At 67.0% G+C, this 18,717-nt stretch carries 15 protein-coding genes; 8 read left to right on the top strand and 7 right to left on the bottom strand.

Annotated features, from left to right (window positions below):
• Positions 1 to 35: 35 nt before the first annotated feature.
• From C7402_RS31340 to C7402_RS31310, 7 genes are all read right to left on the bottom strand, one after another.
• Positions 36 to 1,463, bottom strand: coding sequence for an efflux transporter outer membrane subunit (locus C7402_RS31340; RefSeq protein ID WP_116613469.1), 1,428 nt, complete (start codon positions 1,461 to 1,463; stop codon positions 36 to 38).
• Positions 1,456 to 4,644 carry a multidrug efflux RND transporter permease subunit gene (locus tag C7402_RS31335; RefSeq protein WP_116613398.1) on the bottom strand — a complete coding sequence of 1,063 codons (3,189 nt, stop codon included), beginning with the start codon at positions 4,642 to 4,644 and terminating at the stop codon, positions 1,456 to 1,458. The genes C7402_RS31340 and C7402_RS31335 overlap by 8 nt, the downstream gene beginning before the upstream one ends.
• A 12-nt stretch (positions 4,645 to 4,656) precedes the next feature.
• Positions 4,657 to 5,817 (bottom strand): efflux RND transporter periplasmic adaptor subunit, encoded by a 1,161-nt coding sequence (locus C7402_RS31330; protein WP_116613397.1) that lies wholly within the window; start codon positions 5,815 to 5,817, stop codon positions 4,657 to 4,659.
• 276 nt (positions 5,818 to 6,093) lie between these two features.
• Positions 6,094 to 6,765, bottom strand: a complete 672-nt coding sequence (locus C7402_RS31325; RefSeq protein ID WP_112173779.1) for a GntR family transcriptional regulator — start codon at positions 6,763 to 6,765, stop codon at positions 6,094 to 6,096.
• 87 nt (positions 6,766 to 6,852) lie between these two features.
• On the bottom strand, positions 6,853 to 8,022 hold the full coding sequence (gene tcuB, locus C7402_RS31320; RefSeq protein WP_116613396.1) for a tricarballylate utilization 4Fe-4S protein TcuB: 1,170 nt from the start codon (positions 8,020 to 8,022) through the stop codon (positions 6,853 to 6,855).
• Positions 8,009 to 9,433 carry an FAD-dependent tricarballylate dehydrogenase TcuA gene (gene tcuA / locus C7402_RS31315; RefSeq protein ID WP_116613395.1) on the bottom strand — a complete coding sequence of 475 codons (1,425 nt, stop codon included), beginning with the start codon at positions 9,431 to 9,433 and terminating at the stop codon, positions 8,009 to 8,011. The genes tcuB and tcuA overlap by 14 nt, the downstream gene beginning before the upstream one ends.
• Before the next feature lie 90 nt (positions 9,434 to 9,523).
• Positions 9,524 to 10,837: an MFS transporter gene (locus tag C7402_RS31310; protein WP_208949036.1), complete on the bottom strand. Its 1,314-nt coding sequence runs from the start codon at positions 10,835 to 10,837 to the stop codon at positions 9,524 to 9,526.
• A 367-nt stretch (positions 10,838 to 11,204) separates the two neighbouring features.
• Between C7402_RS31310 and C7402_RS31305 the strand changes: the two genes are divergently transcribed.
• The 8 genes from C7402_RS31305 to C7402_RS31270 are packed head-to-tail and all read left to right on the top strand — an operon-like array spanning position 11,205 to position 18,674.
• Complete coding sequence (locus tag C7402_RS31305; protein ID WP_244314983.1) at positions 11,205 to 11,603, top strand: hypothetical protein; 399 nt, start codon at positions 11,205 to 11,207, stop codon at positions 11,601 to 11,603.
• Positions 11,603 to 12,499, top strand: a complete 897-nt coding sequence (locus C7402_RS31300; protein WP_116613394.1) for an alpha/beta fold hydrolase — start codon at positions 11,603 to 11,605, stop codon at positions 12,497 to 12,499. Before C7402_RS31305 ends, C7402_RS31300 begins: the two co-directional genes overlap by 1 nt.
• Positions 12,500 to 12,545: 46 nt before the next feature.
• Entirely contained in the window at positions 12,546 to 13,724 is a 1,179-nt protein-coding gene (locus tag C7402_RS31295; RefSeq protein ID WP_116613393.1) for an ABC transporter substrate-binding protein, read from the top strand.
• Between the two features lie 37 nt (positions 13,725 to 13,761).
• Positions 13,762 to 14,631 (top strand): branched-chain amino acid ABC transporter permease, encoded by an 870-nt coding sequence (locus C7402_RS31290; protein ID WP_112173774.1) that lies wholly within the window; start codon positions 13,762 to 13,764, stop codon positions 14,629 to 14,631.
• Complete coding sequence (locus C7402_RS31285; protein ID WP_116613392.1) at positions 14,628 to 15,674, top strand: branched-chain amino acid ABC transporter permease; 1,047 nt, start codon at positions 14,628 to 14,630, stop codon at positions 15,672 to 15,674. Before C7402_RS31290 ends, C7402_RS31285 begins: the two co-directional genes overlap by 4 nt.
• Positions 15,671 to 16,483 carry an ABC transporter ATP-binding protein gene (locus C7402_RS31280; protein ID WP_116613391.1) on the top strand — a complete coding sequence of 271 codons (813 nt, stop codon included), beginning with the start codon at positions 15,671 to 15,673 and terminating at the stop codon, positions 16,481 to 16,483. The genes C7402_RS31285 and C7402_RS31280 overlap by 4 nt, the downstream gene beginning before the upstream one ends.
• Entirely contained in the window at positions 16,470 to 17,183 is a 714-nt protein-coding gene (locus C7402_RS31275; RefSeq protein WP_116613390.1) for an ABC transporter ATP-binding protein, read from the top strand. The genes C7402_RS31280 and C7402_RS31275 overlap by 14 nt, the downstream gene beginning before the upstream one ends.
• Positions 17,184 to 17,201: 18 nt before the next feature.
• Entirely contained in the window at positions 17,202 to 18,674 is a 1,473-nt protein-coding gene (locus C7402_RS31270; RefSeq protein ID WP_208949035.1) for an aldehyde dehydrogenase, read from the top strand.
• Positions 18,675 to 18,717 lie beyond the last annotated feature (43 nt).

Below are 18,717 nucleotides of genomic sequence, written 5' to 3'. Positions count from 1 at the left end.
ACAAAACGCGACATTTCCAGCCAGCCCCCCTTTCCTCAACCACCCTGCCCACCGCCAAGCGCCACATAGAGCGAAGCACCGTTTTGCAGCGCCGCCGCGCGCAACTGGATCAATTGCTGTTGGGCCGCGAACAGGCTGCGCTTCGCATCGACCACCTCCAGGTAGATGGAAATGCCGTTCTGGTAGCGCAGTTCGGCGGCCTCAGCCAGGCGCGCCTCGGAGGCCACCGCGCGCTCCTGTGCGGCGATTTGCTCCTGCAACCGCTGGCGTGCGATCAGGGCGTCCGAAACTTCCCGGAACGCCACCTGAACGGTTTTCTGATAGTTCGCCACGAGTTCGGTCTGGCGCGCTTCGGACAGGCGCACTTGCGCGCTGCGGCGGCCCGCGTCGAATATGGGCAGCGTGACGAATCCGGATATGAGCCACGCCTGCTTGCCCGGCACGAACAGGTCGCTCAACTCCGGAGACACATAGCCGAAATTGCCCGTGAGCGAAATGCGCGGGAAGTAGTCGGCACGCGCGGCGCCAATATCGGCGGCGGCGGCTCGCAGCGACTGCTCGGCCGCGCGAATGTCGGGGCGCAGCGTGAGCAGGGAAGAAGGCAGGCCCGCGTCGAGCGTACCGAACTGGTCGGCGTCGGCGAGCACGTGGCGCTGCGTCATGTCGGCGGAGTCGGGTAGCGGCCCGCCAATCAGGACAGCCAACTGATCGCGCTGCTGGCCCGTCGTTCTTTGCAGCTCGGCGAGCTGCGTCTGTGCCTGCGTGACGAGAATACGCGCCTGCTCATAGTCCACGAGCGATGTCGCGCCCGCTTCGAGACGCAGGCGCGCGACTTCCAGCGCGTACTGGCGCGTTTCAAGCGTGTGCTGTGCCAGGTCGATGCCTTCTTTGCCCGAGAGAATGGCGTAATAGGTCGCCGCCACGTTGCTGATGAGCGAGAGCCGGAACGCTTCATTCGCCTCGACCGTCGCCAGATAATTGCGCCGCGCGGACTCGCTGAGGTTGGCCACGCGTCCCCAGAAGTCGAGTTCGAACGACGTGACGGCCACCTGCACGCTGTACTGGTTGAAGTGGACCGAGGTGTTGTTGTTGGGAAGCTCCGGCTCGATGGTGTTGAGCGGCGTCTTGGTGCGGGTGGCGTCCGCGCCCACGGCCACTTGCGGAAACTGCGCTGCGCGCTGCACGCGATAAAGCGCCTGTGCCTGCCCGATGCGTGCGACGGACGCCGCCAGGTCCCGGTTCTCGGCGAGCGCCTTGGCGATCAATTGCTTGAGCGCCGGGTCGCGAAAGAAGGTCTCCCACGTCAGCTCGGAAGCGAGACGCTCGCCGCCTGGCGTGGCGATATCCGCGCTCTCGTAGGCGCCGGCTATCGGCAGATCAGGCTGCTGGTAGCGCGGCGCGAAATTGCACGAAGCCAGCGCGAGACACGAGACGATCGCCATCCACCTGGCAGTCTTAAGCATCGTGCGCTCCTGCGGGCCGCGCATCGCCCTCATCGTCGCCCTGCGCGCGTTTGCGGCTCAGCCATTTGCGCGCCACCACATAGAACACCGGCGTAAAGAAGATGCCGAACAGCGTGGCCGTGAGCATGCTGCCCATGATGCCGGTGCCCACGGCCTGCCGCCCCGCCGCGCCCGCGCCCGTGGCGAGCACGAGTGGCAGCATGCCCAGCACGAAGGTCACGCTCGTCATCAGGATGGGCCGCAAGCGCTGGCGAGCGCCGTTCACCGCGGCGCTCACGATATCGCTGCCCGCGGCCTCTTCCTTGATGGCGAATTCCACGATCAGGATGGCGTTCTTCGCCGCGAGGCCGATGATGGTCACGAGGCCGATGTTGAAGTAGATATCGGCGGGAAAGCGCCGCGCCATGGTGAAGAGAACCGCGCCCAGCACACCCAGCGGAATGATGAGCAGCACGGCAATGGGAATGGCCCAGCTCTCGTAGAGCGCGGCGAGCAACAGAAATACGACGACGAGCGAAAGCAGCAGTAGCGCACCGATCTGCCCGGCCGCCTGTTGTTCCTCGTAGGCCGTACCGGTCCATTCGTACGTCAGGCTGCCGGAAAGGACATTGCCCGCGATGCGCTCCATCTCCGCGAGCGCGGCGCCGCTGGAGCGGCCCGGCGCGGCCTGGCCCGAGATCGTTGCCGACGGAAAACCGTTATAGCGTTCGACCTGCTGCGGCCCGGCCGTCCAGTGCACGCTCGTGAACGCGGAGAACGGCACCATCTCGCCCACGTTGTTGCGCAGTCGCAGCGCACCGATGTCCTCGGCCCGCATGCGCTGGTCGGCGTCGGCCTGCATGAGCACGCGCAGTACGTTGCCCTCGTAGACGAAGTCATTCACGTAATTCGCGCCGAACGCCAGCGCGAGCGCGCTGTTCACCTGGCCGATTTGCAACCCCAGCGCGCGCGCTTTTACGCGGTCGATATCGACATAGAGTTGCGGCGCGGGCGGCAAACCGTCGGGGCGCACGCCCACCAGCAAGGGACTGCGCGAGGCCTCCGCCAGCAGACGCGCGCTCGCCTGCTGCAACGCCGCGCCGCCCACGCCGCTGCGGTCCAGTATCTTCATCGTGAAGCCGCTCGCATTGCCGAGCGCGGGAATGGCCGGCGGATCGAGCGCGAAGACGAGCGCCTGTGGAATATTGCGGAAGGCGGCGTTCGCGCGCCCAACCAGCGCCGCCGAGGAATTCGCCGCGCCCGGCCGGTCCGCCCACGGCTTGAGGTCGACGAACGACATGGCCGCCGACTGCCCCTGGCCGAAGAAGCTGAAGCCCGTGACCGAGGCGATATTGCGCACCTGGGGTTGCTGCCTGAGAAAAGCCTCGACCTGATCGACGACCTGTTGCGTGCGCTGCGCCGTCGCGCCAGGCGCTGCCGTATACGCGACGAATATATGCCCCTGGTCCTCGCCCGGAATGAAACCGCGCGGCAAGCGGGTGAAAAGGAAACCAGTCGCGACGCAAACGACGAGAAATACGATGAGCCAGCGCACCGGCTTGCGCAGCATGGCCTGCACCGCCAGCACGTAGCGCTCGGTGGCCGCATCCATGCCGCGATTGAACGCATCGAAAATGCGCTGCTGAATGCGCGCCGGCCAACGCGTGGCCGCCTGCTTGCCCGTACCGTCATCGGCTTTCGCCTTGCTGCCCAGCAGCGCCGCTGACATGGCCACGCCCAGCGAGAGCGCGAGCAAGGTGGACAAAAAGATCGAGACGGTGAGCGTGACCGAGAACTGGCGATAGATCGCCCCCGTCGAGCCCGGAAAGAAGGCCATGGGAACGAATACCGCAATGAGCACGAGCGTGCTGGCAATCGCCGCGCCCGCAATCTGCCCGACGGCCTTGATGGTCGCGCGCCGCGAACTCAAGCCCTCTTCCTGGATCACGCGCTCCACGCTCTCCACCACCACGATCGCGTCGTCGTTCAATATGCCGATTGCGACGACCATCGCAAACAACGACAGCAGATTAATGGAGAGTCCGAACAAATAAATCCCCACACACGTTCCGATCAGCGCAACCGGCACGACCAGGGTGGGAATGAGCGTTGCACGCCACTTCTGGAGGAACAGGAACACAACGACCGTCACGAGCAGCAACGCCTCGATCATCGTGCGCAGCACGCCGCTCAGCGAAGTCGTGATGAACGGCGTGGTATCGAACGGCACGACCCATGCCACGCCTTTCGGGAAAGTCGGCTGCAATTGCGCAAGACGCTGCCGCACGGCGGTCGCCACCGCCAGCGCATTCGCGCCGCTCGCAAGCTGGATGGCGATCCCCGCGGACTCCTTGCCGTTCACGCGAAAGCGAAAGCCGTAGCTGTCGTTGCCCAGCTCCACGCGCGCCACGTCGCCCACGCGCACCGTGGAGCCGTCCGGGTTCGAGCGCACAATGACCTCGCGAAACTGCTCGGGCGTCGAAAAGCGGCCGTGCATGACGATTTGCGCATTGAGCTCCGCCCCCGGCGCAATGGGCTGATCGCCGAGCGCCCCGCCCGCCGTCTGGCTGTTCTGCTCCTGAATGGCCGTCATCACTTCGTTGGCCGAAAGACCGAAGCTGGCGAGCTTTTCCGGATCGATCCATATCCGCATGGCATACGACGAACCGAAAAGCTGGGCGTCGCCCACGCCCGGAATGCGGCGCAATTCGTTGACGATGTTATTGGCGGCGAAGTTGCCCAGTTCGACCGCAGGGATCGAGCCGTCGGCGGATTGCAGCGCAACGAGCATCAAGAATCCCGAAGACGCTTTCGTGACGCTCACGCCAACCTGCCGGACTTCCAGCGGCAGGCGCGGCTCGACGCGGCTCACGCGGTCCTGGACCTGCGAAAGCGCGACGTCGAGGTTCGTGCCGGGTCTGAGCGTGACGGTGACCTGCGCCGTGCCGTTCGAGCGGCTTTGCGACGACATGTAAAGAAAATTGTCGACGCCATTCATTTCGTTTTCGATGATCGACGTGACGGTACGGTCCAGCGTGTTCGCGTCCGCGCCGCTATAAACCGCCGAAACCGTGAGCGAGGGCGGCGCGACGTCGGGGTACTGCTCGACCGGCAGCAGCATGAGCGCGAGGCCGCCAAAGAGCGTCACGAAAAGCGCAACCACCCACGCAAAGACGGGCCGGTGGACGAAAAATCGGTTCATGTCGCGCGCCGCTCAGGAGTGGCTCGGGGCGGCGGCGGGCTGGGCGTCCACGCGCTGCCCCGGCTGCACCCGCTGCCAGCCGTCGACAATCACTCGCTCACCCGGCTCCAGCCCATCCTTCACCACCCATTGGCCCGCTTCCTGGGGGCCGAGAACGACATTGCGCCGCACGACGGTGCCGTCTTCGGCAACGAGCGAAAGGCTCGTGGCGTTGTTGTCGAACTGCACGGCGCGCGCGGGCACGGCCAGGCCGTTCGGTATCGTGCCGATCACGATGCGCCCGCGCACGAACTGCCCTGGCAACAGAATGCGCGACGCATTATTGAAGCGCGCGCGCAGAACCTGGGTGCCGGTGGAAGGATCGACGACGAGATCGGTGAAGTCGAGCACGCCCGTCTCGCCATAATCGTCGCCGTTCGCGAGCGTGAGACGCACGTTTGCGCTCTCGGCGGCCGGCGCGGAGAGCGAACCCGACGCGATTTGTTTGCGTACTTCCAGCAGCGAAATATTCGACTGCGTGAAAACGGCGTTCACGGGCGAGAGCTGATTGACCTGCGTGAGCAAGGTCGCGCCCGCCGCACTGACGAGCGCGCCTTCGGTGACGAGCGCCCGCCCCACGCGGCCGGCAATCGGCGCGCGAACCGTGCAACGATCGAGACGCAGTTGCGCCAGCGTCACGGCGGCGCGTGCGTCCGCAACGTTCGCCTCGGCCTGCTCGAGCGCGGCAGTCGCGGCCTCGTATTCCTGGGCGCTCACGACCTGGCGCGCCACCAGCGGCTTGAAGCGCGCGACCTCGGAGGCCGCATTGCCGCGCACGGCCTGAGCCCGGTTGAGCGCCGCCTGCGCCTGCTGCAATGCGGCCTGGTAGTCGCGCGGATCGATGAGAAAGAGCGGCGCGCCGGCGCGCACGTCGGTGCCCTCCTCGAACAGACGCCGCTCGACGATACCGTCCACGCGGGCGCGCACCTCCGCGGAGCGGATCGCTTCGATACGGCCCGGCAATTCGATCACACGGGGGATGGCGTGCGCCGCAACTGTTTCGACCAGCACGCTCGGCGGTGGCGCCGCACCGCTCTGGGCTTGCTGGTCGCGGCATCCGAAACCCGCCAGCGGCAACAGCGCCGCAAGAACGATCAGCCACGGTCGACAGCGTTTGGGTTCGAAGTCTGGCACTCGAGGCTCCACCGAAGAAGATCTGGACGGTAGGTTCCGGCGTCCGATGGCTCGTCACGCGTGAGCTTGATCGCCTGATGGCGATGTCACGCACGTAGTTAACCATAAACGCCTTGCGGTCGCTCCCTCGACTGCCATTGACTGGCACCGCTCGAAATGCAATTCCCTATGTTTCCCGTGCGGATGGGGCAACGGCGATCATCCTCTAGCCACGGGATACGGGAGACTGGACGCTGAAAAACACGCTACGCTGAGGAAAACCGGCCCCAAAAAAACCTACCGCCCCAACACCAGCATCCGCGCCTCCAGCGCGCCGCGAATATGCGAGCGCGCGATGTCCTCGGCGCTGCGCGCGTCATGGCGCTCGATGGCGGCGAGGAGCGCCTGATGCTCGCTCACCGCGAAATGCGCGCGCTGCCCGGCGGCCAGTCCCGTGCTCCCAAGCAGCGCAATCGAAGCCTGAAGCGAGCTGAGCGATTTCAGCAGATAGCGGTTATGCGCGGCCCGGTACAGCGTTTGATGAAACAGATGATTGTTTCTCGCAAGGCGCAGCGGATCGCCCACGAGCGCGGCGTCCTGGTCCGCAATGGTGCGCAGCGCCGCCAGCTCGACCGCCGTGGCGTTGCGCGCCGCCCATGCCGCGGCCGTGCCTTCCAGCATCTCGCGCATCGCGTACAACTCGCGCACCATCTCGCCCGTGAGTTCCGTGACGATCAGGCCGCGCGCGCGGTCGGCCGTCACCATGCCTTCGCTCTCCAGACGGCGCAACGCCTCGCGCACGGGCGTGCGACTCACTTCCATCTGCTGCGCCAGTTCGATCTCGCGCAGCCGCGTGCCGGCCGGCAGCCCACCTTCCAGAATGGCGCTGCGCAGTTGCCGGTAGACGAACTCGGCGCGCGGCAGCGCCGGGTTCTCGTCGTCCTCGGAGGTAAACGGTTTGAGTGGCATGGTGAGACGGCAGGTCGTGCCAGGGCGCCCGGCGCGAATTCAAGGCGTCATTGTATCCGCCGGGAGCCGGGCGCCTTGCTTCGTGGTTTAGTCGCCGCCGAGCTTGAGCCTGGCGGGCCGGCGCTTTTCGACCGCCCATTTGAGCAGCGCGGCGCTGCGGTAGATGCCGTGCGCGAACTTGCCATACGGCATGGTCAGGAACAGCCCCATCACGCAGCCCAGATGCAGCGCGAGCCAGAACGGCATGCTCGCCTGCTCGCGCAGCGCCAGCAGCAGCAACCCGCTGCCCGCAACGAGCAGCAGCAAGGCGATAAAGCCGCGATCCATGGGCTTCTGGCCGGGATCGGTCTGGAGCGGATTGCGCCTCACGTTGAGCCACAGCAGGCCCGCCGGTCCGACGAGCAAGCCCAGGCCGCCCAGCGTGCCCAGCACCACCGGCACGCTGAACAAGGGATAAGGCGCCTCGTAGCCCAGCAGATAGTGATAGCCCGTCGCCACGCAGGTCGCGGCGAAGCACAGCATGAAGCCGTAGAACGTCAGGTGATGAAAGCGGCGTCGCGCCAGCGTGAACGCATCGCTCTCGTTGTTGCATCCCTCGCCGTGGCCGCCGCCCAGATAGCGCAGCGACAGCACATCGTGCACCGCTTCGCCGATCGCACCGGCTTCGACCGGATGCGCCTCGCCCTCGCGCCAGAAACGCGCGACGCCAACGCCAAACACGCCGCAGACGAACAGCAGCACCAGGCCAAACAGCACGGCAAGCAGATTGTGCGGAAACACTGCATAGAAGTTCGCGTCGCCCGGCTGCGTATTCAGGCCGCCCGTTAGCGCGATGGCCAGCATCAGGAACACGGCGAGGCTGCCCGCCGTCGCCAGCGCCACCGCGAGCCCGGCCCGCGCGTACAGCGAACCCAGCGCGGCCGGCCACGCGTACTCGCGATAGGTGTGAGCGCGCACCTGCGCCATCGCGCGCGGCACGTTCACGGCGAACTCGTGGGGCGGCGCATACTGGCACGCATGGAGGCAGGCGCTACAGTTGTGGCAAAGGTTCGCCAGCAAGTGCACGTCGCTGCGATTGAACTCCAGCCTGCGCGTCATGGCCGGAAACACGGCGCAAAATCCTTCGCAGTAACGGCACGCATTGCAGATCTGCATCACGCGCGCCACTTCCTGTTCGGCGGCGCGCGCATCGACAGCGGCGTATTCGCCCGCGCCGAGCGCACTGGCTTCGCGAGTGAGGGCGTCAAGCTGCTGCATGCAAGGCTCCATTGCGTTGTGAATCGGCCGCCCCGCGCGCCGCGCTCGCCGCATTCGTTCCGGCGATACGGCCAAACGCCGTGCCGATCGACATGCCGACTCCCGCCGTATAGCCCTTGCCCAGCACATTGCCCGCCATCATTTCTCCCGCCACGAACAGGTTCGGACTCGCACGGCCGCCAAAGCGCACTGCGGCCGTCTCGTCGGTTTTCAATCCCAGATAGGTGAACGTAATGCCCGGCCGCAGCGCGTACGCGTAGAACGGCGGCGTGTCGAGCGGCAAGGCCCAGTGGCTCTTTTGCGGCGCGACGCCTTGCGTGTGGCAATCGTCGAGCACCGCGTGATCGAAGCTGCCGACCTTGCACGATGCGTTGAAGGCGTTCAGCGTCTGCATGAACGCCGGTTCGTCGAGACCGATGGCGCGCGCCAGCTCCGGCAGCGACCCGGCCCTGGTGCCGGGAAACACGGGCGGCATGAAACGGCCAACGGCCTTGCTGTCGATGATCGACCAGGCGATCTGACCGGGCTGCTGCGCAACGAGACGCCCCCAGATCGCATAGCGCTTGGGCCAGAAGTCCTCGCCTTCGTCGTAGAAGCGCTGTGCCTGGCGGTTCACCACGACGCCGAGCGACACGCAGTCCACCCGCGTGCAGATGCCGCCGTCATAGAGCGGCGCGCGCGCGTCGATGGCCACGCAGTGGGACTGCGAAGCGTCGCCGGTCATGTCGGCGCCCGCATCGATCATGTGACGCAGCAGCACGCCCTGGTTGTAGCGCGTGCCGCGAATCAGAAAGTTGTCCGCGACCCATTCGCCGTTCACCTGGCCCCACGCTTCGCGCAGCCATTCACGATTTGATTCGAAGCCGCCCGCCGCCAGCACGCAGCTGCGCGCCGCAATGCGTTCGCCGTTGGCGAGGCGCGCCGCGATGAAGCGTCCGTCGTCGAGATCGAGCGTTTGCACCGGCGTTTCGTAGCGAATCTGCACGCCCAGCTTTTCGGCGCTGCGATAGTAGGCGTTGACGAGCGCCTTGCCGCCGCCCATGAAAAACGCGTTCGTGCGCGCCACGTGCAGTGCGCCGGAAAGCGGCGGCTGGAAATGCACGCCGTGGCGGCGCATCCAGCCGCGGCAGTTCGACGACGCGCGTATGACGAGCCGCGCCAGCTTTTCGTCGGTCAGCCCGCCCGTGACTTTCAACAGATCCTGCCAGTACTCATCTTCCGGGTAGGCGTCGACCAGCACGTCCTGCGGGGCGTCGTGCATGCAACGCAGGTTGCGCGTATGCGCCGAATTCCCGCCGCGCCAGGCGCGGGGCGCGGCCTCCAGCATCAGCACCGAAGCCCCCGCTTCGCGCGCCATCAGCGCGGCGCACAGCGCAGCGTTGCCGCCGCCGATCACGAGCACGTCTATCATGAGTTCCCTTCTCTCCCTTCCAGTCCGATACGTCAATTCAGGCGCTGCGTTCATCGCGCGCTGCTCTCGCGCTTGTGTCGCGTTTGCTTCTCAAGCGCCCGCGTCCGGCGCGACGAGCCCTTGCGCGACACCTGAGCGCCGGTTCACCACACGCGCCGCCACCACCACCGTCACGGCGATGAAGACCGCGAGCGCCGCCATGCCGCTCGCAAACGTGCCGGTCATGTCTTTGAGCGCGCCCACCGCATAGGGCGCTGCAAAGCCCGCCACGTTGCCGATCGAGCTCACCACCGCGATGCCGGCCGGCGCCTCGCTCTCCGGCAGCATTGAGGCGGGCAGCGTCCAGAACACCGGCAGGTTCGCGAACGCGCCGAACCCTGCGCACACCAGCGCGCCGAAGCGCAGCGGCGGATAGTCGGTTGCGGCCGCAACGATCAGCGCGAGCACCGCGACGATGCCGGGCACGAGCAGATGCCAGCGCCGCTCGCGCCGCTTGTCCGAGCGCGCGCCCCACCACAGCAGGCCGAGCGCGCCGGCCACGAAGGGCAGCGAAGACAGCAGGCCGACAGCCGTCAACGACACGCCGAACGCCCGGACGATCTGCGGCAAGAAGAAGCTCACGCCGTAATTCGCGGCGACGATGCCGCAATAAATGAAGCCCAGCAGCCACACGAGCGGATTGCGCAGCGCGCCCCATGCGCCCGCCGCGCCGTGCGCGGACGAAGGCGGCAACGCGTGGCGCTCGGCCGCGAGCGTTCGCTCCAGCCACGCTCTTTCGTCGGCTGCGAGCCAGTGCGCCTCGCGCGGCGAATCGACCAGCTTGCGCAGCAGCACGAAGCCGAGCACGAGCGAGGGCAACGCTTCGAGAATGAACAGCCACTGCCAGCCGCGCAGGCCAAGAAAGCCATGCAGATTGAGAATGAAACCCGAGACCGGCGCGCCGATCGCCGCCGAAGCGGGCAACGCCACGGCGAACGCGCCGATCATGCGAGCGCGCGAGGCCGAAGGAAACCAACGCGTGAGAAACAACATCACGCCAGGGTAGAAGCCGGCCTCGGCCACGCCGAGCAGGAAGCGCAGCCCCAGGAATTGCGGCGTCGTGCGCACGAAGGCGAACAGCAGCGAGATCACGCCCCACGAAAGCATGATGCGCGCGAACCAGCGGCGCGCGCCGAAGCGCTGCATCGCCATATTGCTTGGCACTTCGAACAAAACGTAGCCGAGGAAAAAGATGCCCGCCCCCGCGCCGAACACGGACGCCGACAGCCCCAGATCGGCGTTCATCGAAAGCGCGGCAAAACTGAGGTTGACCCGGTCCAGATAGGCCGCGAAATAACACAGCATCAAGAGGGGCAGGATGTGCCGGCGTATCCGGCCGAGCACCACTTGTTCGTCGATCACCACGATGTCGTCTCCTCTTGCGGGCTGCTCGCAGCGCCCGCCTTCAATGTCCACACGCGTCGTCTTGCACGAGGCTGAAATGTATACATTGATCCAGCAATACTCAAGAGGCAGTGAGCAGGCCGGAAGTTAGAGAAGCCGGTTCTCAGTGCCGAAAAAACGGGGGCAAAAAATCGGCTCGCCGCCGTTTACCCCTTTCAATCATCGATTTACTTGAACATCCAGGCGCCTCACCGGGCTTCTCCCAGGACATTCCCTGGCTTCAATCCGCTTGACTCGACCGTCCTTCGTCGCGAAACTTCACTCACAAAACAGAACAGTCGGTCTGTCTAGCAGACCATCAGAGTAAACCGAACCGCAAGGAGGTCACGTGACCAGCATCGACGAGCAGGCGCTGAGCGAGCGCCTCGTCACCGCAATGAAGCGTCCGGAAGCGCGCAGCGACGCGTTCGCCCGGCGCGCGCCGACGTTCACCGCCGACTGGATCGTGCGGATCGGTTCGATCGCGCATCTCGTGCGTTGCGAGGCGGGCCGCGTGAGCGCCTGCGAGGCGCGCGTGCCCTTGCTGCACGCCACGCGCCTCTCGGTCAGCGGCAGCGCACGCGCATGGCAGGCGTTGTGGGAGACCCTGCCGCGCGCCGGTTGGCACGACCTGTTCGCGCTCACCAAACGCGGCGAGATGCATATCGAAGGCGACATGCAATTCCTGCTGGCGCATCTGCAATACGTGAAAGACGTCCTCAACCTGCCGCGCCAGGAGGCCCGCTGATGAGCGCCGAAATCCACAGCCACGACAAGCCGCAGGCCGCGCCCCAGTACGAGGCGATCATCGGCCGCTATCTGAGCGTGCCCATCGGCGGCGAGGCCTGCCGCGTGTACGTGGAAGAAGCGGGACAGGGCATCCCGCTCGTGTGCCTTCACACCGCAGGCGCCGACGCGCGCCAGTACCGGCACCTGATGTGCGACGACGCCATCACCGATCGCTTTCGCGTGATCGCCTTCGACATGCCGTGGCACGGCAAGTCGTATCCGCCGCCCGGCGCGCAACCCGGCGAATACGCCCTCACGACGGCGCGCTATGTGGAGACGATCCGCGCGGTGATCGGCGCGCTCGGGCTGGACCAGCCCGTCGTCATGGGCTGCTCGATCGGCGGGCGCATCGCCCTGCAACTCGCCAACGACCACGGCCCCGAGTTTCGCGCGCTGATCGGCGTCGAAGCCGCCGACTACCAGGCGCCCTGGTACGACACGTCCTGGCTGCATCGCGGCGACGTCCACGGCGGCGAAGTGTGCGCGGCACTCGTCTCCGGGCTCGTGGCGCCGCAAAGCCCCGCGCAGTACCGCGACGAAACGCTCTGGCAATACATGCAGGGCGGCCCCGGCGTGTTTCGCGGCGACCTGCACTTCTACCGCGTGGACGGCGATCTGCGCGGCCGTCTCGGCAACATCAACACCTCGGTCACGCCGCTCTGGCTGCTGACCGGCGAATACGACTTTTCGTGCTCGCCCGACGACACGCGGCGCACGGCGGCCGGCATCGCCGGTGCCGAAGTGATCGAAATGAAAGAGGTCGGTCACTTTCCGATGAGCGAAAACCCCGCGCAGTTCCGGCGCTATCTGCTGCCGGTGCTCGATCGCATTCACGCCGCCTCGCGCGACGTTTGACAAGACACACCAGAAACAGACACAGAACCAGAAAAGGAGACTCTCGATGAACCACCGTATTGCCGCCGCCGCGCTCGCCGCCATCGGCACCCTGGGCACCTTCGGCGCAAGCACCGCGCACGCGCAGGACACGCTCAAGATCGGCGCGATCGTCACGTTGTCCGGGGCGGGCGCGGCCTGGGGCCAGGCGCTGCTCTACGGCGCAGAACTCGCCGCCGACGACGTGAACGCCAAGGGCGGCCTCGACGTCGGCGGCAAGAAGTACAAGGTCCAGGTGGTCCCGTACGACGACAAGTACCAGGCGAACGACGCCGTGACCGCTGCGAACCGGCTTGTTTCGGAGGACCAGGTCAAGTACATCATCGGCCCCGTGGGCGCGGCGGCGGCGCTTGCCATCGAGCCGGTCACCGAGCGCAACAAGGTCATCATCCTCACGCTCGGCTTCACGCCCAAGGCGCTCGGCAAGGACAAGCCCTATGCGTTCCGCCCGAACCTCACGACCGAGGAAACCTCGCAGCCGCAGATCGACTGGCTCGTGAAGGCCAAACATATCCGCAAGGTCGGCGCGCTGTTCCCGAACGACGAAACCGGCCAGCAGATCGCGCGCGATCTCGACGCCTCCTATGCGCGCGCGGGTGCGCAGCTTTCCTCGAAGGAATTCTTCGAGCGCCAGCGTGTGGACATGGTCCCGCTGCTCACGCGCATCATCGCCACCGGCGTCGACACGATCGAACTCGACGGCAACTCTCCCGCCACCGCAGGCCTGATCGTGCGCCAGGCGCGCGAACTGGGCTTCAAGGGGCTGATCGTGCGCAGCGGCGGACCGGCCACGGCCGAGATCGTTGCGGTAGCGGGCAAGGACGCGGCGGAAGGCATGCTCGTGAACACGCCGATCGATCCCGCGAACAAGGCCGTGCAGGACTACTCGGCGCGCTACTACAAGAAATACGGCAAGCGCATGAACGGTTTCAGCCCCGCGTTCTATGACGGCACGCACATGCTGTTCGCCGCCATGCAGCAGGCCGGCACCGTGACCGACAGCGAACGCGTGAAGAACGCCCTCGAATCGACGAAGAACTACGCCGGCATTCTCGGGCAACTGAACTGGACCGGCGCGGCGAAGTACGGCATCAATCATCAGATCGACGCGCCCTTCTATATCGCCGAAGTCAAGGACGGCCAGGAAGTGGTGCGCGCGCACTGCACGCCCGCGGCCTGCCAGTGACGCCGCGCGCCGCCGCCCTCCAACGGAGATCGCCACCATGGACCTGACCTCCCTGATCGTTCAGGCGCTGAGCAACGGCGTCATCATCGGACTGCTGTATCTGCTGATGGCCGTGGGCTTCACGCTCGTTTTCGGCGTGATGCGCATCGTCAACTTCGCGCACAGCGAGTTCTACATGCTCGGCGCGGTCGCCGCCTACGTGTTCGTGTCCGACTGGCACCTGACGTTCTATGCCGCCGTGCTGCTCGCCTTCGTCGCGGCCGTGCTGTTCGGCGGGTTCGTCGAGTGGGTCGTGCTCAAGCCGTTTCGCAACGACGAACTGAACGGCATGATCGCCACCATCGGGCTCGGCATGATCCTGCAAAACCTGGCGCTCATCGCGTTCGGCCCCGACCCGCAGTTCATGCCGCCGGTAGCCGTGGGCGCGGTGAGCCTCGGGCCGGTCATGCTGCCCGCCTCGCGCCTCGTCGTGGTCGGCTGCTCGGCCGCGGCGCTCGCGCTGCTCTACGTATTCCTGCGCTGGACCCGCTGGGGCCGCGCATTGCGGGCCGTCGTGCAGGACATGGAGATCGCCACGGCGCAAGGCATACGCGCGCGCCTCGTCTATCCGCTCGGCTTTGGCCTCGGTGTGGGGCTCGCCGCCGTGGCGGGCGCGTTGATGGCGCCGCTCTTTTCGGTGTCGCCCTTCATCGGCGCGACGCCCATGCTCAAGGCCTTCATCGTGGTCATTCTCGGCGGCCTCGGCAGCATTCCCGGCGCCGCGCTCGCCAGCCTGCTGCTCGGCGTGGCGGAGAGTCTCGGCAGCACGTTTCTCGACGGCAGCGTTTCCGACATCGCGATCTTCGGGCTCGTGATGGCGATCCTGATCATTCGTCCCACCGGCCTCTTCGGCCGCTCCACGGCATGAAAACCAAACCTCTTTCCAATCGCGCGCTCGCGGGCGGCGGCGCGCTCGCGCCCAGTTCCGCGCCGCCGCGCCGCGGGCTCACGCACCGCACGGCGCTCATCACGCCCGTTGCGCTCGTGCTGCTCGCCGCCATCCCCATCGTGCTGCAACGGCCCTTCTATCTGCACCTCGCCGTGCTCGTGGCGATCAACGCCATTGCGGTCACAGGGCTCGCCATTCTCACGCGCACGGGCCAGGTGTCGCTGTGCCACGGCGCGTTCGTCGGCATCGGGGCTTATGTCTGCGCGCTCGCCTCCATGCGCCTGAACCTGCCGTTCGCGCTCGCGGCGCTGTGCGCCACGGTGTGCGCCGCCGGTGTCGCGCTCCTGCTCGGCTTCGTCATGCTGCGCCTGCGCGGCGTGTACTTCGTTCTGCTCACGTTTGCGTTCGGCGAGTTCGTGCGGCTCGTCATGCTCGCCTGGGAGAGCATGACGGGCGGCGCGAACGGCATCGCGGGCATTCCGCCCGCCTCGCTGTTCGGCTTCGCGCTCGACTCCAGGCTGTCGTTCTACTGCCTCGCGGCCGGTCTCGCGCTGCTGTCGATCGGCGCGCTCGTCGCGTTGTTCCGCTCGCCCGCCGGTCACACGATCGAGGCGGTCGGCGAAAACGCGGCGCTGGCCGAAGCGAGCGGGCTCGGCGTGCGGCGCACGCAGCACTTCGCCTTCACGGCGGCGGGCGCGTTTGCCGGATTGTCGGGCGCGCTGCTCGCCCCCTATATCGGCTTCGTTTCGCCCGAGAGCTTCCAGTACGGCCTTTCGGTCAGCCTCATCATCATGCTGGTGGTGGGCGGCCGGCGCTATGCACTCGGGCCGCTGGTGGGCGCGCTCATCATGACGCCGCTGCCCGAACTCTTTCGCGGCGCGGTGCAAACGCAGAACATCTTCTACGGCTGCGCGCTCATCCTGATCCTGCGCTTCATGCCGCAAGGTCTCGCGAGCGTGCCGGGTCGCATTGCCGCTCGTTTTGCCGCTCATTTCCGTCGTCCGCAGCGAGGTGCGCAATGAACGGCGCAACCCACGCCCCAACCCAGGCCCTCGCGCCGCTCCTGCGCGTGCAGGGCCTGTCCAAACGCTTCGGCGGCCTGCGCGCCGTGCAGGATCTCGGCTTCGATGTGGCCGCCGGTGAAACCGTGGGCCTCATCGGCCCGAACGGCGCGGGCAAGAGCACCGCCTTCAACCTGATTTGCGGCGCGCTCAAGCCGAGCGCGGGCACCGTGCATCTTGGCGAGCACGACATCACCGGGCTGGCGCCCAGCCGCGTCGTTCGCCTCGGGCTCGCGCGCACGTTCCAGTCGGCGGCGGTGTATCCGCAGGTGAGCGTGGCCGAGAACCTCTATCGCGGCGCGATCTCCACGCTGCCCGGCTCCGTGTGGACGCAGTGGCGCGGCGGCATGCTGCAACGCGCGAACCTCGAACGCCTGCGCCACGAAGTGGACGAGGTGCTGGAACTCACGGGGCTCGGTCCCGTGCGCGACACCCTGGCCGGCGCGCTTCCATACGGACTCCAGAAGAAACTCGGCGTGGCGATCGGCATCGCCACGCGCCCGCAGTTGCTGCTGCTCGACGAACCGGCCGCGGGACTGAACCCCGAAGAGTGCGTGGCCTTCGGCGAACTGCTGCGCACCCTGCGCGCCGAGCGCAAGCTCACGCTGCTGCTGGTCGAGCACCACATGGCGCTCGTCATGAGCCTGTGCGACCGCATTGTCGTGCTCGTGCAGGGCCGCAAGATCGCCGACGCGTCCCCCGCCGGGGTGCGCGGCGACGCCGCCGTCATCGAAGCCTACCTGGGAGCGCCCGACCATGCGCACGCTTGAAGTCCGCCGCCTCGCCGTGCACTACGGCCAGATCGAAGCGGTGCGCAACGCGTCGTTCGAAGTGGCGCAAGGCGAGATCGTCGCCCTGATCGGCTCGAACGGCGCGGGCAAATCCACCACGCTCAAGGCCGTCATGGGCCTCGTGCCCGCCGCCGCCGGCGACATCCTGTGGGACGGCGAATCCGTGCGCGCGCGCGGCGCGGCCCAGCGCGTGACGCGCGGCATCGCGCTCTCGCCCGAAGGCCGCCGCCTGTTCGCGGACATGACGGTGCTCGAAAACCTCGAAGTGGGCGCACACACGGTGCGCTCGCGCGCGGTCAAGCAACGCACGCTCGACGAGATCTACGCGCTCTTTCCACGCGTGGCGGAGCGCCGCCGCCAGCAGGCGGGTTCCCTCTCGGGCGGCGAGCAGCAGATGGTCGCCATTGGCCGCGCGCTCATGGCGCAGCCCGCGCTGCTGATGCTCGACGAGCCGTCGCTCGGCATTGCGCCGAAGATCGTCGCCGAAATCGCCGAGGCCATCGAACGCCTGAACCGCGAACGGGGCCTCGCCGTCCTGCTCGTCGAGCAGAACGCGCGGCTCGCGCTCAAGCTTTCGCGGCGCGCCTACGTTTTCGAACAGGGCGCGATCACACGCAGCGGCACGGGCGCGGAGTTGCTGGCCGACGCCGACGTGCAAAAAGCCTTTCTCGGCATCTGACCCAAGGAAACGAACACGATGAAATCGAATGACGAACTGAAGCCCATGCTGATCGACGGAGAGTGGGTGCGCGACGACAGCCACGCCTTCGAGTCGGTGAATCCCGCGAATGGCGCGGTGAACTACCGCGTGAGCGCCGCGGGCGACACGCAGATCGCCGCCGCCGTGCAAAGCGCACGCTCGGCCGCGGCCTCGAAAGCGTGGCGCACCATGCTGCCGCATGTGCGCGCGCGCGTGCTCGCGAAAATCGCCGACGGCATCGACGCGAATGCCGCGGAACTCGCGCAGCTACAGATGATCGAGAACGGCAAGGTGTGGAAGGAGTGCCTCGCCCAGGTGGCGAGCGCCGCCTCGACCTGGCGCTACTACGCGGCCGTCTGCGAGACGCTCGGCGCGGAAGTCACGCCCTCGCGCGGCGACTATCTTTCGATGACCGCCTACGAGCCTTATGGCGTCGTGGCCGCCATCACCCCGTGGAACTCGCCGCTCACCATGGAAGCGCAAAAGGTCGCGCCCGCGCTCGCGGCCGGTAACGCCGTGGTGCTCAAGCCCTCGGAAATCACGCCTTCCGCGGCGCTGTGCGTCGGCCGCATCGCGCTCGAAGCGGGGCTGCCGCGCGGCGTGCTCAACGTGGTGCCCGGCACCGGCGCGCTCGCGGGCAAGGCGCTGGTCGCGCATCCCGGCGTGGGCATGGTGTCGTTCACGGGCGGCACCGCGAGCGGGCGCGCCATCGCGGGGGTCGCGGCGCAGCGCCTGATCCCGGTCGGTCTCGAACTGGGCGGCAAGTCGCCGCATATCGTGTTCGCCGATGCGAATCTCGACGCCGCCGTCGCCGGTGTGGTGGACGGCATCTTCGAAGGCAGCGGCCAGTCGTGCGTGGCGGGCTCGCGTCTTTTCGTGCAACGCCGCGTGCTCGGAGCCGTGGTCGAAAAACTCGCGCAGCGCGCGCGCGCCCTGCGCGTGGATCTGCCCGACGCCGAAGGCGCGCAGATGGGGCCGGTCGCGGGCTTCGCGCATCGCGCGCGCATCGAGTCGCTCGTCGACGCCGCGCGTGCCGAAGGCGGTGAAATCGTGTGCGGCGGCGCGCGCCCGGACGACGCGCGGCTCGACGCCGGCTCGTTCTACCTGCCGACCATCGTCACGGGGCTCTCCAACCGCGCGCGCACCGTGCAGGAAGAGATTTTCGGCCCGGTGCTGTGCGTGCTGCCGTTCGACGACGAAGACGATCTGATCGCCCAGGCCAACGACACCGTGTTCGGCCTCGCCTCCGGCATCTGGAGCGCCGACTACCAGCGCGCATGGCGCGTGGCGCGCGCGCTCGAAGCGGGCACCGTCTGGATCAACACGTACAAGCAGCTTTCGATCGCCACGCCCTTCGGCGGCTTCAAGGAAAGCGGCATCGGCCGCGAGAAAGGCGTAAGCGGCGTGCGGCTCTATCAGCAGTCGAAAGGGATTTACTGGAGCATGAATCCGGCCAATGTGCCGGCTTGATCGCGACCTGATCGTGGCCTGATAGTCTCATTCAGGCGCTCCC

Origin of the sequence: Paraburkholderia unamae, from assembly GCF_003096875.1 — a bacterium.
Taxonomy (GTDB): domain Bacteria; phylum Pseudomonadota; class Gammaproteobacteria; order Burkholderiales; family Burkholderiaceae; genus Paraburkholderia; species Paraburkholderia unamae.
The sequence above is the reverse complement of the archived record's forward strand: the minus strand, read 5'-3'. Positions and strand labels throughout refer to the sequence as shown.